We start from the raw sequence: 14196 nt of genomic DNA, 5'->3' as shown, positions 1-14196 counted from the left end.
GCAAGTTTCATATTTAATACTTCATGGATTTTTTCTTTAATTAAGGAAAAAGACGAGGGATCGTTATGCGTAAAATAAAGCAGCTGTTACTGACATTTTGCCTCAGCAGCGGCGTTCAGGCCGCCAGCGCCCCGCCCCACCTGCACTGGCAGAGCGCGGATGGTCAACAGGGCATTGATATTGGCGGCGCGCTGCGCGCCAACTATCGCTATGAAGACTGGAACACCAGCCGCAACCGCCGCCAGCCCCATTTGCGTTTTGATACTTTTCGCATTGATGCCAGCGGCCATGCCGATAATTTCTTTTTTGATTCCGGCTTCTGGTTTCAGGACCAGCGCAAATATGCTATTGACCGCGCCTATATTGGCTACCAAATTAACCGCGACCAGCAGATTCAGATCGGCGCACCGGAGAAACCTTTTGGTTTGGCCCCCTATCCGCAGTTTGGCTGGTCATATGATATTCCGTTTTATCTCGGCTTTGCGGTCAACAGCGGGCTCGGTGCTAAGTATCGCTACCGGGCGAATAACTGGACGTTTGAGGCGGCGTATTTTGCCAAAATGCTGCCTGAGGGGGTGCGCTATGCGCCGGACGTGGGCTATTACGGCGAGCTGAAAGGCACAATATATGGCCCGCACCACCTGCAGCTCAATGAGAAGCGCGATCAGCTTAACCTGCGGCTGGCGCGCGAGTTTGACAGCGGCAGCTGGCACAGCGAGCTGGGCGGCTCACTGGCGGCCTCGCGCCTGTATAACCACCGCAGCGGCGATAACGGCTCATTCTGGTCGGGCGGGCTGCATGCCAAACTGAACAACGGTCCGTGGCAGCTCAGCACCCAGGCGATCCGTTATGCTTACGCGGCGAAGAACCCCAGCGGGGGGGATAAAGATACCATCCTGATGGGAACCAACGGGCTGTCGCCTGCCTATCTGATCCCGGCTAAAGCCACCACTGCGGCGCTGAATATCGCGCGCGATGTTGACGTCAATCTTGGCCCGGTCAGCAAACTGCGCTTTTATGATGATTACAGCGTGCTGTGGAAAGATAAAGGCAGCTGGGATGACTCGCAGATGAACACCCTGGGAATGCAGCTGTTTGCGCTGCCGGTGATGTTCTGGCTGGATTTAACCTGGGCAAAAAACGCCAATCCCTGGGGCGGTGCGCTTAACGCCACCGGCTGGACCCGCACTCAGTCCCCCGGCAGCGGTAAGTGGTATTTCCGCAGCAACGTCAATATTGGCTACTATTTTTGATCGCCCAGCATCTCTTTCACTAACTCGACGCAGCGCAGGAAGCGCTCGTCGTAGTTATCCTGCTCGACGCGCACGTAGCTGATGTTGTTCTCTTCCAGCATCGAGATCAGCAGCGACTGAAACTCTTTACGGTCGACCGAGCTGCCGAGGCTGCGTAGACCATCGGCCACCCAGGGGACGTTGTTCTCCACCAGAATAACCAGGTCGAAGCGATACTCGTCAATCAATGCCTGCACAAACGGGTGCTCGCGCCCTTCATACTTTTTGCAAAACGCCTGAGTGGTCACGAAGTCGGTATCGATAAATGCCACTTTATTGGCGTACTTCACCGCAAAATCGATGTACTGCGCCTGGCCGAGGGCGATTTTGTCATAGTCAGAATACTGCAGCGCCATCTCGTCGCCGCCGAGGTGTGAGAAGACGTAATCGCGGCCGAACTCCCACGCACTGGTGGTATTGAAGATATTCGCCAGCTTGTTAACCAGCGTCGATTTGCCGCTCGACTCACCGCCGAGGATCGCCACGGTGCGCACGAAGAACGGCTTCACTTCGGTCGGGATATACTCCCAGTAGCGGAACGGATCCTGACGGATCTGCCCGCCGCTGATGCTCATAAACGAGCGTTTTGGATCGATAACGATCGTCTCTACCCCGAGCTGCGCGCTGAACTGTTCGGCGTCACCCTCTTCACTGGTATAAATGCAGTTGGGCACGATGCCGCGATCGTCCATAAACGCCTGCACCCCTTTGCTCCAGACGTCCCAGCCGTGCGGATACGGCTCCATCCCCTCTTCATTGAACGAATGAATGCGGATGTTCTTCTGATACTTAAAGGTCTGCAGCAGCCAGCGCAGGCGGTCGCTGACCGTCGGCTGCTGCGACATCGCGCTGTCCTCAAACAGCTGGCGATCGCGCGGCTCATCATAGCCCATGATGATATGCAGCTCGTCAACCTGGCTACAGGCGCGCTGGATCAGGTAGATGTGCCCGGTATGCAGCGGATAAAACTTGCCGAACACCACACCGATGGTTTTCTCGCGGCGCGGAAACTCCAGGCCGAGAAAGCGATGCAGCGCCTCCAGCTTCTGCGCGCTGGGGCTTTTGATTTTGGCATTCAGCAGCTGGCTGAGGTAGCCCTTGGTCATGCCGCTGGCGTCCGCCACCTGTTGCAGAGTACAGCCCTGCTGGCGGATCGCGGTTTTCAGGTAATCAAAAGACGACATTTATGCCTCCGGCAATTAGAGATCGTCAAGGATAGAGAGCGCATCGGCCAGCTTTTTCACGCCGTACACTTTCATATTTTCCGGCAATTTTTTCGGCACGTTGGCGGCGGGAACAATCGCGCGACGGAATCCGTGCTTCGCCGCTTCTGAAATACGCTCCTGGCCGCTGGGCACCGGACGGATCTCACCGGCCAGCCCGACCTCGCCAAACACCACCAGATCCTGCGGCAGCGGGCGGTCGCGCAGGCTGGAAACCATCGACAGCATCAGCGCCAGGTCGGCGCTGGTTTCGGTGACTTTCACCCCGCCAACCACGTTAACAAACACGTCCTGATCGGCCATTTGCAGGCCGCCGTGACGGTGCAGCACCGCCAGCAGAATCGCCAGGCGGTTCTGCTCAAGCCCCACCGCCACGCGACGCGGATTGCCCATCATTGAGTGATCGACCAGCGCCTGGATCTCGACCAGCAGCGGGCGCGTTCCCTCCCACAGCACCATCACCGAGCTGCCGGAGGTCACTTCATCCCCCCGGCTCAGGAAGATCGCCGACGGGTTGCTGACTTCACGCAGCCCCTGCTCGGTCATGGCAAACACGCCCAGCTCATTCACCGCGCCAAAGCGGTTTTTATGGCTGCGCAGCGTGCGAAAACGCGAGTCGGCATCGCCATCGAGCAGCACCGAACAGTCGATGCAGTGCTCCAGCACCTTCGGGCCAGCCAGCGAGCCATCTTTCGTCACGTGCCCGACCATCACAATCGCCACGCCTTTGGTTTTGGCGAAGCGCGTGAGGTAGGCGGCGGTTTCGCGTACCTGCGCCACGCTGCCCGGCGAAGACTGGATATCCGCCATGTGCATCACCTGGATCGAGTCGATCACCATCAGCTTCGGCTGCTCCTGCTCGGCGATCAGGCAGATCTGCTCGATGCTGGTTTCCGACAGCATATTCAGGTTTTCGCTCGGTAATCCCAGACGATGGGCGCGCATCGCCACCTGCTGCAGCGACTCTTCCCCGGTGACGTACAGGGTTTTCATGCTCTCTGACAGCTTGCACAGGGTCTGCAACAGCAGGGTACTTTTCCCCGCGCCGGGGTTACCGCCAATCAGAATGGCGCTGCCCGGCACCACGCCGCCGCCAAGCACGCGGTCAAACTCTTTAAAACCGGTGCTGAAACGCGGCAGTTCGTCAAGGCTGATTTCCGACAGCTTCTGCACGCGGCTGACGCCCGCACTGCCCGCATAGCCGGAGAGCCGCTCGTTACGCGCCACGGTGGGGGAGGCGGCAAGCCGCATCTCGGTGATGGTGTTCCAGGCGTGACAGGCGCTGCACTGCCCCTGCCAGCGAGGATAGTCTGCGCCGCACTCGTTACATACAAAGGCGCGCTTTACCGCTTTGGCCAAATCGTCCCCTTAACGCTCGTCAAAAATCAGGCTGCCGCTCAGAATGCAGAACACGCCCATTAAATCCGCGTGACGGATGGTCACAGCGGTCTGTTCATTCACTTTCGGCTTGGCGTGATAGGCAATACCGAGGCCGGCAATTTTGATCATCGGCAGGTCGTTGGCCCCGTCACCGACGGCCACGGTTTGCTCAGGTGCAATGTTGAAGCGCTCGGCCAGCTTCTGCAGCGTGTCGGCTTTATACTGCGCATCGACGATATCGCCCAGCACTTCACCGGTCAGCTTGCCGTCCGCGATCTCCAGCACGTTAGCGGCCACTGCAGAGAGGTGCAGGGTGTCGCGCAGATGCTCAGCGTAGTAGGTAAAGCCGCCGGAAGCGATAGCCACTTCCCAGCCCATCGCCTGCAGCTTCGCCACCAGCGAGGTCAGGCCCGGCATCAGCGGCAGCGTATCGCGTACCGCTTTCAGGATATTGGCATCGGCCCCTTTCAGGGTGGCCACGCGCTGGCGCAGGCTGGCGGCAAAGTCCAGCTCGCCGCGCATCGCCCGCTCGGTCACTTCCGCCACCTGCTCGCCGCTGCCGGCCAGTTTGGCGATCTCATCAATGCACTCAATCTCAATCGCGGTGGAGTCCATATCCATCACCAGCAGGCCCGGCGTTTTCAGATGCGGGATCTTGCCCATCGGCGCCACATCAAACCCGGCGTCATGCGCCAGCCGGGTTGCCAGCGGGGTCAGCGATCCGGCCAGCCGCACGACCTGATAATCTTCCACCACCCACGCGCTGACGATCACCATCGCCGCGCCCAGCTGGCGCTGATATTCGGTCAGGCGGGCTTTGTCGAGTTGGCGTCCATACAGCAGCCAGCCGCTTCGGCCAGCGCGGTAGTCCAGCGGCATCACTTCATCACCGCTTAATGAAAGAGGTAACCCCGGCCAGAGAGAGACTTCAGCAGGCAGGTCGCACCAGGTCAGACTATTTGGCATTACAGCTCCTGTAGGGACATTCAACACGCAATTCTGCGCAAAATAATGCAAGAGGCTACCTTGTTCAAGCGTGTTCTGGCAACATAAAGCTCAGCGGTTCCTCTGGTAAGTCTGAAGGGTCAAGATGGCTAAAGCCAAACTAAAATTTCGCCTGCACCGAACGGTGATCGTGCTGATCTGCCTGACGCTGTTAGTGGTGTTGATGCAGGGTGCATCCTGGTTCAGCCTCGGGCACCAGATGGCCCGTTCCGAGCAGGTGGAAGAGCTGGCGCATACGCTGACCCGCCAGGTGGCGTGGAATCTGACCCCGCTGATGGAAAACAGCGATGACAATCACCAGAAAATTGTCGACACCCTCGACCAGCTGACGCACGAAAGCCGTATTCTGGATGCTTCAGTGTATGACGACGAAGGCAGCCTGATCGCCCACAGTGGTGAAAACATCAACGTGCGCGATCGCCTGGCGCTCGACGGCCAGCGTGCCGGCAGCTATTTCAACCATCAGATTGTGGAGCCGCTGGCGACGAAGGATGGCCCGCGCGGCTCCCTGCGCATTACGCTGGATACCCACGTGCTGGTCACGGAATCCAAGCAGGTGGATAACACCACCAACATTCTGCGCCTGATGATGCTGCTGGCGCTGGCTATTGGAATTATCCTCACCCGCACCCTGCTGCGCGCGCGCCGTACGCGCTGGCAGCAGTCGCCATTCCTGCTCACTGCCAATAACCCGGTAAAAGAGGATGACGACGAGGACGAGAAACCGCAAGAGAACCCTCGCTGATCCCCTCTGCAAATAGAGCTGTTCACGCCGAATAGCTCTTGCGGGTCTGTACGCTCATCCCTGTCCCCGGCATGGTAGTCTTTCACCCGCGCATCGCGCGCTTTCTGACTCTCACGGATCGGGGAACATGCAATGAAACGCAATCAACTCGCCCTCTTTTTCACCGCTCTTCTCAGCTTTTCCGCCGTCGCGGCGAAGACAGACTCGATTGCCGTTATCGCCACGCAGCAGGAGATAGGGTCAATTTCGACCGGGGCGAAACAGGTGTTCACCAAACGTTTTGAAGTGACGCTGGCGAATTTATCCGATAAGGCTATCAACCTGAAGAACCTTTGTCTGATTGCCCTCTCTCCAGATGGTAAACGTTTTAAGCTCGATACGGTTGATGACGCTTTGCTGAGCGGCCAGCTGCCCGCGCAGGGCAACCACAAGGGGCTGGCGATCTTCTCCGCTGATGATGCCAGCGTCTATCAGGCGGTCATCGTCAAAATCAGCGACAGCTGCCAGTAACGCCGTCAAACGGCCTGCAGATTCTCTGCAAGCCGCCTTAGGAATGGATACTTCAATAGATAATTCAGGTAGAAGCACGGCGCAGCGGCACCGTGCCCGCTGCGTCAGATGCTCAGGCAGATCTTGCCGAAGTGCTGATTCGATTCCTGATAGCGGAAGGCATCCACCATTTCGCTGAGGTCAAACTGGCGGTCAATCACTGGGCGCAGCGGGCTGGCATCCAGCGCACGGATCATCGCCAACTGCTGGCTGCGGTTGCCCACCAGCACACCCTGCAGACGCAGCTGCTTCAGCAGCACGTTAATCACCGGCAGCTCGCCCGCCATGCCGGTAAGAATGCCGATCATCGCAATATGGCCGCCAATCCGTGCGGCGATCAGCGACTGCTCCAGCGTCGACGGCCCGCCCACTTCGATAACATGGTCAACCCCCCGCCCGCGCGTCAGCTGCTGAACCTTTTCGCCCCAGTTAGCGTGCTGGCGATAGTTGATGACGTGATCCGCGCCCAGGTCGAGCAGCTTCTGCAGTTTACTGTCGCTGGAGGAGGTAGCAATCACCGTCGCGCCCGCCAGTTTTGCCAGCTGCAGCGCAAAAATTGACACGCCGCCAGTGCCCTGCACCAGCACGCTGTCGCCGGGTTTCAGCTGCCCGTCAACCATCAGCGCACGCCAGGCGGTCAGTCCGGCGGTGGTCAGGGTTGAGGCCTGAGCGTGGCTCCAGCCTTTGGGGGCACGGGTAAAGGCATTGACGCGCGCGGTCACCACGCTGCGCGCATAGCCGTCGATACCGTCACCCGGCGTATTCATAAAGCTCGATTCCGCCGAGTCGCCATCCAGCCAGTCAGGGAAGAAGGTGCTGACCACCGCATCACCCACGGCAAACTCGCTGACGTCGGGGCCAACGGCGATCACCTCTCCGGCACCGTCGGCCATCGGGATACGTTTTTCCGCAGGGGGCATGATGCCGCAGACCACCGCGTAATCATGGAAGTTAAGGGAGCTGGCGTGCAGGCGCACGGTGATTTCGCCGCTTTTGGGGGCGGCAGCCGGGCTTTCACCGGGAAAGACATGGTCAAAGCCGCCACCGGCATTGACGAACATCGCGCGTGAATTCATAACGTTCTCCCTGTTCATCGATCGCAAACACGCGACCTATCCTTTAATTGTAGGGGCAAACCGGGTCGACCGGAAAAAAGGGTCGACCCCTACCCTATTGGGTAACACCGAAGTCCCAGGGGCTGACCCTCTTTTTCGGTCAGCCTGAATAAAAACGGTCGACCCCTACCCTATTGGGTAACACCGAAGTCGTAGGGGCTGACCCTCTTTTTCGGTCAGCCCGTCAGCCCAGGGTTACTCTTTGTCACCCAGCAGGACGGACTCCAGCGCGATCTCGATCATTTCGCTGAAGGTGGTCTGACGCTCGGCGGCGGTGGTCTGCTCGCCGGAGCGGATATGGTCAGACACGGTGCAGATCGCCAGCGCTTTCGCACCAAACTCTGCCGCCACGCCGTAGATACCCGCGGCTTCCATCTCCACGCCGAGAATGCCGTACTTCTCCATCACGTCGAACATCTGCGGGTCCGGGGTGTAGAACAGATCCGCCGAGAAGATGTTACCCACGCGGGCATCCACACCCAGCGCTTTAGCCGCATCAACCGCGTTGCGCACCATGTCGAAATCGGCAATCGCCGCGAAATCATGGTCTTTGAAGCGCATACGGTTCACTTTGGAGTCGGTGCTGGCACCCATGCCGATCACCACGTCACGCAGTTTCACATCACTGCGCACCGCACCGCAGGAACCGACGCGGATGATTTTTTTCACGCCGAAATCGGTAATCAGCTCTTTCGCATAGATGGAGCAGGATGGAATACCCATACCGTGGCCCATCACTGAAATCTTACGGCCTTTATAGGTGCCGGTATAACCCAGCATGCCGCGCACGTTGTTCACTTCGACCGCGTCCTGCAGGAAGGTTTCCGCGATGTGCTTAGCGCGCAGCGGGTCGCCCGGCATCAGTACCACGTCAGCGAAATCACCCATCTCAGCGTTAATATGAGGCGTAGCCATGTTAAATCCTTAATCTTATTAAATGGGGTTTAAAGAATACTTTTACCGTATTCCATCGGCGACAGGCCAAAATAGCTGGCAACCGTCTGACCAATGTCGGCGAAGGTGTCGCGATAGCCGTAATCGCCCGGTTTCACGCCTGGGCCGTAGATCAGCACCGGGATATGCTCGCGGGTGTGCTCGGTGCCGCGCCAGCTTGGGTCACAGCCATGGTCGGCGGTGAGGATCAGAATATCGCCCTCTTTGACCAGCGCCATCAGCTCCGGCAGGCGGCGGTCAAACAGCTCGAGACCACCGGCATAGCCAGGGATATCGCGGCGATGGCCCCACGTTGAGTCGAAATCAACGAAGTTGGTGAACACAATACTGTTATCCGGGGCAATTTTCATCTCTTCAACGGTCGCGTCAAACAGCGCGTCCAGCCCGGTGGCTTTCACCTTTTTGGTGATGCCAACGTGGGCGTAGATATCCGCGATTTTGCCGACGGAGATCACTTCCCCACCCTGCTCGTCCACCAGTTTTTTCAGGATGGTCGGGGCCGGAGGCTCCACCGCCAGGTCATGACGGTTCCCGGTGCGCTCAAAGCTGCCCGGCTTATCACCAACAAACGGACGGGCGATCACGCGGCCGATATTGTAACCGCCTTCGGTCAGCGCTTCGCGCGCTATTTCGCACAGCTCATACAGACGGTCAAGGCCGAAGGTCTCTTCATGGCAGGCAATCTGGAATACCGAGTCGGCGGAGGTATAGAAAATCGGCTTGCCGGTTTTCATATGCTCTTCGCCGAGCTGGTCGAGGATCACCGTACCGGAGGAGTGGCAGTTGCCGAGATAACCCGGCAGATTGGCTTTTTCCACCAGCAGGTCGAGCAGCTCCTGCGGGAAGCTGTTCTCCACGTCGCTGAAATAGCCCCAGTCAAACAGCACCGGCACCCCGGCGATTTCCCAGTGGCCGGACGGCGTATCTTTCCCGGAGGAGAGCTCGCTGGCGTAGGCATAAGCGCCAATAATTTCGGCATCTTTGTCCAGCCCCGGCGGGAATTTCCCGGTTGAGGCCTCTGCCGCTTTGCCCAACCCTAAGGCGGTCAGATTCGGCAGATGGAGTGGGCCCTTACGCCCTTTGTCTGCTTCACCCCTGAAGCACGCCTCGGCGATATGGCCGAGCGTATCCGAGCCTTCATCACCGAACTTGTCGGCGTCTTTACTGGAGCCGATTCCAAAGGAATCGAGCACCATGATAAATGCACGTTTCATCCTGGTCTCCTGCGCGATTGGCATTAAAAAAATGCGATCAGAACAGAATACTCGTTATTGCGAGATTCTGCGATAGATAACCGGCGTTACCTGCGGCTGTTCACTGCCCACCGCCACCGCGCGCTTCACGGCGGCGGCGGCTTCCTGCCAGCTGGCTTCCGTCGCCGCGTGGATCACTGCCAGCGGGCGCTGCGCATCAACGCTGTCGCCCAGCTGCGCCATCTCGCTGAAGCCAACGCTGTAATCAATGCTGTCGCTGGCACGACGACGCCCGCCGCCCATCGACACCACGGCCATTCCCAGCGCGCGCGTATCCATGGCACCGACGATGCCCGGCCGGTCGGCATACACCGCTTTGCTCAGCATCGGCGCGGGCAGGTAGTGGTCCATACGCTCGATAAAGTCCAGCGGACCTTTTTGCGCCGCCACCATGCGGCCGAAGATTTCGGCGGCACGGCCATTGTCCAGCACCGCCTGCAGCTTCGCCTGCGCCTCCTGCGCCGTCGCGGCCAGGCCGCCGGAGATCAGCATTTCGCTGCACAGCGCCATCGTCACCTCCAGCAGGCGCGGGTTGCGGTAAGCCCCGGTGAGGAACTGCACCGCTTCGCGCACTTCCAGCGCATTGCCGGCGCTGGAGGCCAGCACCTGGTTCATATCGGTCAGCAGCGCGGTGGTTTTGCAACCCGCGCCGTTGGCCACGCCGACTATCGCCTGCGCCAGCGATTCCGACAGTTCATAGGTCGGCATAAACGCGCCGGACCCCACTTTCACATCCATCACCAGTGCATCCAGCCCTTCAGCCAGTTTTTTCGCGAGGATCGAGGCGGTAATCAGCGGAATAGAGTCGACGGTCGCGGTGATATCGCGCGTGGCGTAGAAGCGTTTATCCGCCGGCGCCAGCGAGTTAGTCTGGCCGATAATCGCCACGCCAACGTCTTTAATAATCTGACGGAAGCGGTCATCTTCCGGGAAAATGTCAAAACCGGGGATCGCTTCCAGCTTGTCCAGCGTGCCGCCGGTGTGCCCCAGGCCACGCCCGGAGATCATCGGCACGTAGCCGCCGCAGGCCGCCACCATCGGGCCCAGCATCAGCGAGGTCACGTCGCCGACGCCGCCGGTGGAGTGCTTATCCACCACCGGGCCATTGAGGTTCAGCGCCTTCCAGTTCAGTACCGAACCAGAATCACGCATCGCCATGGTCAGCGCCACGCGCTCCGGCAGCGACATATCGTGGAAGTAGATGGTCATTGCCAGCGCGGCAATCTGCCCTTCTGACACCGTGTTGTCGCGCACGCCGTTGATAAAAAAGCGGATCTCTTCTTCGCTCAGCGCCTGACCATCACGTTTTTTGCGAATAATTTCTTGTGGCAGGAACACGCTAACCCCCGGTATTTAAGTTGAAAATCGAACAACGGATTTACGGGCCGGGCATGCCCGGCCCCTGCGGGTAAACAGCACGTTTGCCTGTGCCGCCGTCTCGCATCGGCATGCCCGACGGCGGCGAGTTATGCACCGTCGTAGGGGTCAGGCATGCCTGACCCGCATGCCGGAATTAATATTTGCTGTCGCTGGTTGCACCGCTGTGCCCTGCCGCGTTCAGCAGGCTGGCTAACAGGCTGGAAGCGCCAAAGCGGAAATGGCGCGCATCGGCCCACCCCGCCCCCAGGATGTCATCGGCCAGCTTGAGGTAGATCGCCGCATCGTCAGCGGTGCGCACGCCGCCAGCAGGCTTAAAGCCCACCTGCTGCTTCACGCCCTGCTCGGCAATCACGCGCATCATAATCTCTGCGACTTCTGGCGTCGCATTGACCGGCACTTTACCGGTCGAGGTTTTGATAAAGTCCGCACCCGCTTTGATGGCAATTTCGGAGGCTTTACGGATCAGCGCTTCCTCTTTCAGCTCACCGGTTTCAATAATCACTTTTAACAGCACGTTTGCCGCAGAGCAGGCATCTTTACAGGCTTTTACCAGCTCGAAGCCGACGGTTTCATTACCGGCAATCAGCGCACGGTACGGGAATACCACGTCCACTTCGTCCGCGCCGTAAGCGATAGCAGCACGGGTTTCCGCCAGCGCGATATCAATATCGTCGTTACCGTGTGGGAAGTTGGTGACGGTAGCGATGCGGATATCCGGGGTACCCTGCTCGCGCAGCGTTTTACGCGCAATCGGGATAAAGCGCGGGTAGATGCAGATGGCGGCGGTGTTTCCGGCCGGGGATTTCGCCTGATGGCACAGCGCGATCACTTTCGCATCGGTGTCATCGTCGTTCAGGGTGGTGAGATCCATCAGCTGCAGCGCGCGCAGCGCCTGAGTTTTTACATCGGACATGGTTGTCTCCAGACAATTTAGCAGCAGGCACGGTCAGCGCACCTGATAATGTTAAAATTATAACAGCCCGTGGCGAGCTATTTTGCGGGTAGTTTCACATTAAAAAGATGACAGTTGCACCATTATTGCATGAATAGTGACAGCAATCACAATTTAACCGCCATTACGCCCGGAACGGCGCGCAGTAAGGCGGCCACAGCGAGCCATTGGAAAATGTTATAATTATAACATTTCATCTTCAAGGCAAAACAGGTCTCTCAGAAGTGTAGCCCGTGCTTCACAGGCCAAAGAGCGTGCGGGTGTTTTGGCGCAGGGTTTCAGCAATTTGCTCAGGGGATTCGGGGCGCAGTTCACACAGGGCCTGCCACACCTCTTTTACCCGTTCCGGGCGGTTGGGCTGGCCTTGAAAGCCCTGCAGCGGCATATCGGGGGAGTCGGTTTCCAGCAGCAGCGAAGAGAGCGGCAGGCGGGCAAGGGTATTGCGGGTTTTGCTGGCGCGTTCATAGGTGATGGTGCCACCGACGCCAATAGAATATCCGGCGCGAATAAAGGCCAGCGCCTGCTGTTCGCTGCCGGCAAAGCCGTGCACCACGCCACGGCGCGGCAGCGCAATGCGCCGCAGGTGCAGCGCCAGTTTGTCATGGGTGCGGCGCGAATGCAGGATCACCGGCAGATCGTAATCACGCGCCAGCCGCAGCTGCGCATCCAGCAGCGCCTGCTGGCGTTCAAACTGCGGGTTTTCGATAAACAGATCGAGGCCGATCTCCCCGATCGCCACAAGCTTTGGCGGGCGTGATTTTAGCTGCTGCTCCAGCGCTGCCAGCTGCGGCTCACCGTGTTCGGCAATCGCCATCGGGTGCATGCCCAGCGCGGCATAGACAGCGTCATGCTGCTTTGCCAGCGCCAGCACGCCGGCAAAGCGCTGCGCCGACACGCCCACCGCAATGATCTTCTCCACCCCGGCAGCGGCGGCACGCGCCAGGCTGGCGGCCTCGTCACCGACAAACGGCGGAAAATCAAAGTGACAGTGGGTATCGACAAAACGCATTGTCATGCCAGCGATCCTTTATCGTAATCGGTTTCATTACCCACCAGCGGGTCGAGAATAATCCCCTGGCGATCCGGCTCATTCGCCACCGGCGCAGGAGGCACCACAATATGGCGACGCACCACGCTGTCACCGCCATTCAGCCACTGGCCGACGGTGGCGAGGAAGTAACGCCCGCAGCGGCGGCCCAGATGATAATCTTTATTCAGTGAGGCGACCCGGCTGCCGAGTGCCATACTGGCGAGCGGGCGTGGCGGGTAGATCTCAATAATGCGCAGATTATCCGGCGGGTTATCGATAAAGCTCTGGATTTGGTGATAGCTCTCTTCGTGCACCTGCATAATGTTGATCAGCGGCTGCAAAGCGCCCTCACTCAGCCAGCGCTCCACGCGCTTCAGCCACTGCGGAGTATAGGTCATCTGAGAGGGGACCGTGCGGATCACCACAATGGTATCTGCCCCGCGCCGCGCCGCTTCACGCACCGGGATCGCATCCCGAATACCGCCGTCCAGATAGCTGACGCCCGCCAGATCCACCCCGGGGCGATAAAAACCGGGAATAGCGCTGGAGGCTTTAATAATGTCGTGCCAGTTATCCGCCGTCGGCGCGAAGTAGCTTGGGGTGTAGTCGTCGCTACGGCAGGCGCACATATAAAATTCGCGCCCGTCAGCAAACATTTTTTCGGCAGCGCTGAGCGCCAGCGGGAACTCAGAACGGGTAATATCCACCAGCCAGTCGAGATCGATCAAATGACCACCGCGCACAAAGCGCATCGGGTCAAAAAACAGTTTACTGGTGGTGTAGCGGGTGATGACGCGCCGCGCGTAGCCGGGCTGTGCGCAGACGAAAGCGGAAAGGTTTTGTGCCCCGGCGGAGGTGCCGAGCATCAGGTCGAAAGGATTGAAGTGAGCACGCTGAAACTCATCCAGCACTCCCGCGGTGAAGATACCGCGCTGCCCACCCCCTTCGCACACCAGAGCAATTCTGCCCGGGGTGAAAGGTTTTAACGCCAGCGGCTCGATATTGCCGAGGGTTATCGGGATGCGTATGCCCAAGCCAGGTATCCTCTCAGATGAAAAAGAGAGGATACCTGTTATCAGTCAAATCTGTGAGGCGCTTCTTGCTCTCAGATGTAACGTTTGGAAACTAGAGTTTTTTACGACCGGTAAACAGGCTGACCAGGAAGATAATGATACCGACAACGAAGACAATTTTTGCTGCCCATGCTGCTGTACCAGCCAGACCACCAAACCCTAACGCAGCTGCAATCAGTGCGATAATCAGGAAGATAATACCCCAACGAAACATAAGCCTCTCCTTACCAGTAGTGTATTCAAAC

General features: G+C 58.7%; 14 protein-coding genes. 3 read left to right on the top strand and 11 right to left on the bottom strand.

Annotation, left to right across the window (positions count from 1 at the left end):
• The first annotated feature begins 65 nt into the window (after window positions 1-65).
• Window positions 66-1253, top strand: a complete 1188-nt coding sequence (locus ACLI4M_RS13295) for a hypothetical protein (protein WP_133624609.1) — start codon at window positions 66-68, stop codon at window positions 1251-1253.
• On the opposite strand, the gene nadR is transcribed toward ACLI4M_RS13295, so the two are convergent.
• Genes nadR through serB form a run of 3 tightly spaced genes read right to left on the bottom strand, consistent with a single transcriptional unit; the run spans window position 1244 to window position 4861 of the window.
• The gene (gene nadR / locus ACLI4M_RS13290) at window positions 1244-2476 is read right to left on the bottom strand and encodes a multifunctional transcriptional regulator/nicotinamide-nucleotide adenylyltransferase/ribosylnicotinamide kinase NadR (protein WP_133624611.1); all 1233 of its coding nucleotides are present in this window, start codon (window positions 2474-2476) and stop codon (window positions 1244-1246) included. The two genes, ACLI4M_RS13295 and nadR, sit on opposite strands and share 10 nt — an antisense overlap.
• 15 nt (window positions 2477-2491) lie before the next feature.
• Window positions 2492-3874 carry a DNA repair protein RadA gene (radA, locus tag ACLI4M_RS13285; RefSeq protein WP_048914756.1) on the bottom strand — a complete coding sequence of 461 codons (1383 nt, stop codon included), beginning with the start codon at window positions 3872-3874 and terminating at the stop codon, window positions 2492-2494.
• Between the two features lie 9 nt (window positions 3875-3883).
• Entirely contained in the window at window positions 3884-4861 is a 978-nt protein-coding gene (serB, locus tag ACLI4M_RS13280) for a phosphoserine phosphatase (RefSeq protein WP_133624613.1), read from the bottom strand.
• A 124-nt stretch (window positions 4862-4985) separates the two neighbouring features.
• Here serB and ACLI4M_RS13275 point away from each other — a divergent pair, with 124 nt between their 5' ends.
• Both ACLI4M_RS13275 and ACLI4M_RS13270 read left to right on the top strand, forming a co-directional pair.
• A complete protein-coding gene (locus ACLI4M_RS13275; protein WP_133624615.1) occupies window positions 4986-5645 on the top strand; it encodes a YtjB family periplasmic protein in 660 nt (219 codons plus the stop codon).
• 132 nt (window positions 5646-5777) lie between these two features.
• Window positions 5778-6155, top strand: a complete 378-nt coding sequence (locus tag ACLI4M_RS13270; RefSeq protein WP_133624617.1) for a DUF4354 family protein — start codon at window positions 5778-5780, stop codon at window positions 6153-6155.
• Between the two features lie 104 nt (window positions 6156-6259).
• On the opposite strand, the gene ACLI4M_RS13265 is transcribed toward ACLI4M_RS13270, so the two are convergent.
• The 8 genes from ACLI4M_RS13265 to ACLI4M_RS13230 form a co-directional block, all read right to left on the bottom strand.
• Window positions 6260-7270, bottom strand: coding sequence for a zinc-dependent alcohol dehydrogenase family protein (locus tag ACLI4M_RS13265; protein ID WP_133624619.1), 1011 nt, complete (start codon window positions 7268-7270; stop codon window positions 6260-6262).
• A 234-nt stretch (window positions 7271-7504) separates the two neighbouring features.
• The gene (gene deoD / locus ACLI4M_RS13260; protein ID WP_048914751.1) at window positions 7505-8224 is read right to left on the bottom strand and encodes a purine-nucleoside phosphorylase; all 720 of its coding nucleotides are present in this window, start codon (window positions 8222-8224) and stop codon (window positions 7505-7507) included.
• A 29-nt stretch (window positions 8225-8253) separates the two neighbouring features.
• Window positions 8254-9477 carry a phosphopentomutase gene (deoB, locus tag ACLI4M_RS13255; protein ID WP_133624621.1) on the bottom strand — a complete coding sequence of 408 codons (1224 nt, stop codon included), beginning with the start codon at window positions 9475-9477 and terminating at the stop codon, window positions 8254-8256.
• A 54-nt stretch (window positions 9478-9531) separates the two neighbouring features.
• Entirely contained in the window at window positions 9532-10854 is a 1323-nt protein-coding gene (gene deoA / locus ACLI4M_RS13250) for a thymidine phosphorylase (protein WP_048914749.1), read from the bottom strand.
• 175 nt (window positions 10855-11029) lie between these two features.
• Window positions 11030-11809: a deoxyribose-phosphate aldolase gene (deoC, locus tag ACLI4M_RS13245; RefSeq protein ID WP_133624623.1), complete on the bottom strand. Its 780-nt coding sequence runs from the start codon at window positions 11807-11809 to the stop codon at window positions 11030-11032.
• 277 nt (window positions 11810-12086) lie between these two features.
• On the bottom strand, window positions 12087-12863 hold the full coding sequence (locus ACLI4M_RS13240; RefSeq protein ID WP_133624625.1) for a TatD family hydrolase: 777 nt from the start codon (window positions 12861-12863) through the stop codon (window positions 12087-12089).
• Window positions 12860-13912: a patatin-like phospholipase family protein gene (locus ACLI4M_RS13235; protein WP_133624627.1), complete on the bottom strand. Its 1053-nt coding sequence runs from the start codon at window positions 13910-13912 to the stop codon at window positions 12860-12862. Before ACLI4M_RS13235 ends, ACLI4M_RS13240 begins: the two co-directional genes overlap by 4 nt.
• Window positions 13913-14003: 91 nt before the next feature.
• Window positions 14004-14165: a DUF1328 domain-containing protein gene (locus tag ACLI4M_RS13230; protein ID WP_072166347.1), complete on the bottom strand. Its 162-nt coding sequence runs from the start codon at window positions 14163-14165 to the stop codon at window positions 14004-14006.
• Window positions 14166-14196: the final 31 nt, after the last annotated feature.

It is taken from the genome of Erwinia sp. LJJL01 (genome assembly GCF_047300805.2).
GTDB classification, from domain to species: domain Bacteria; phylum Pseudomonadota; class Gammaproteobacteria; order Enterobacterales; family Enterobacteriaceae; genus Erwinia; species Erwinia aphidicola.
Note: the sequence above shows the minus strand (reverse complement) of the source record. Positions and strands in the feature narration are given on the sequence as shown.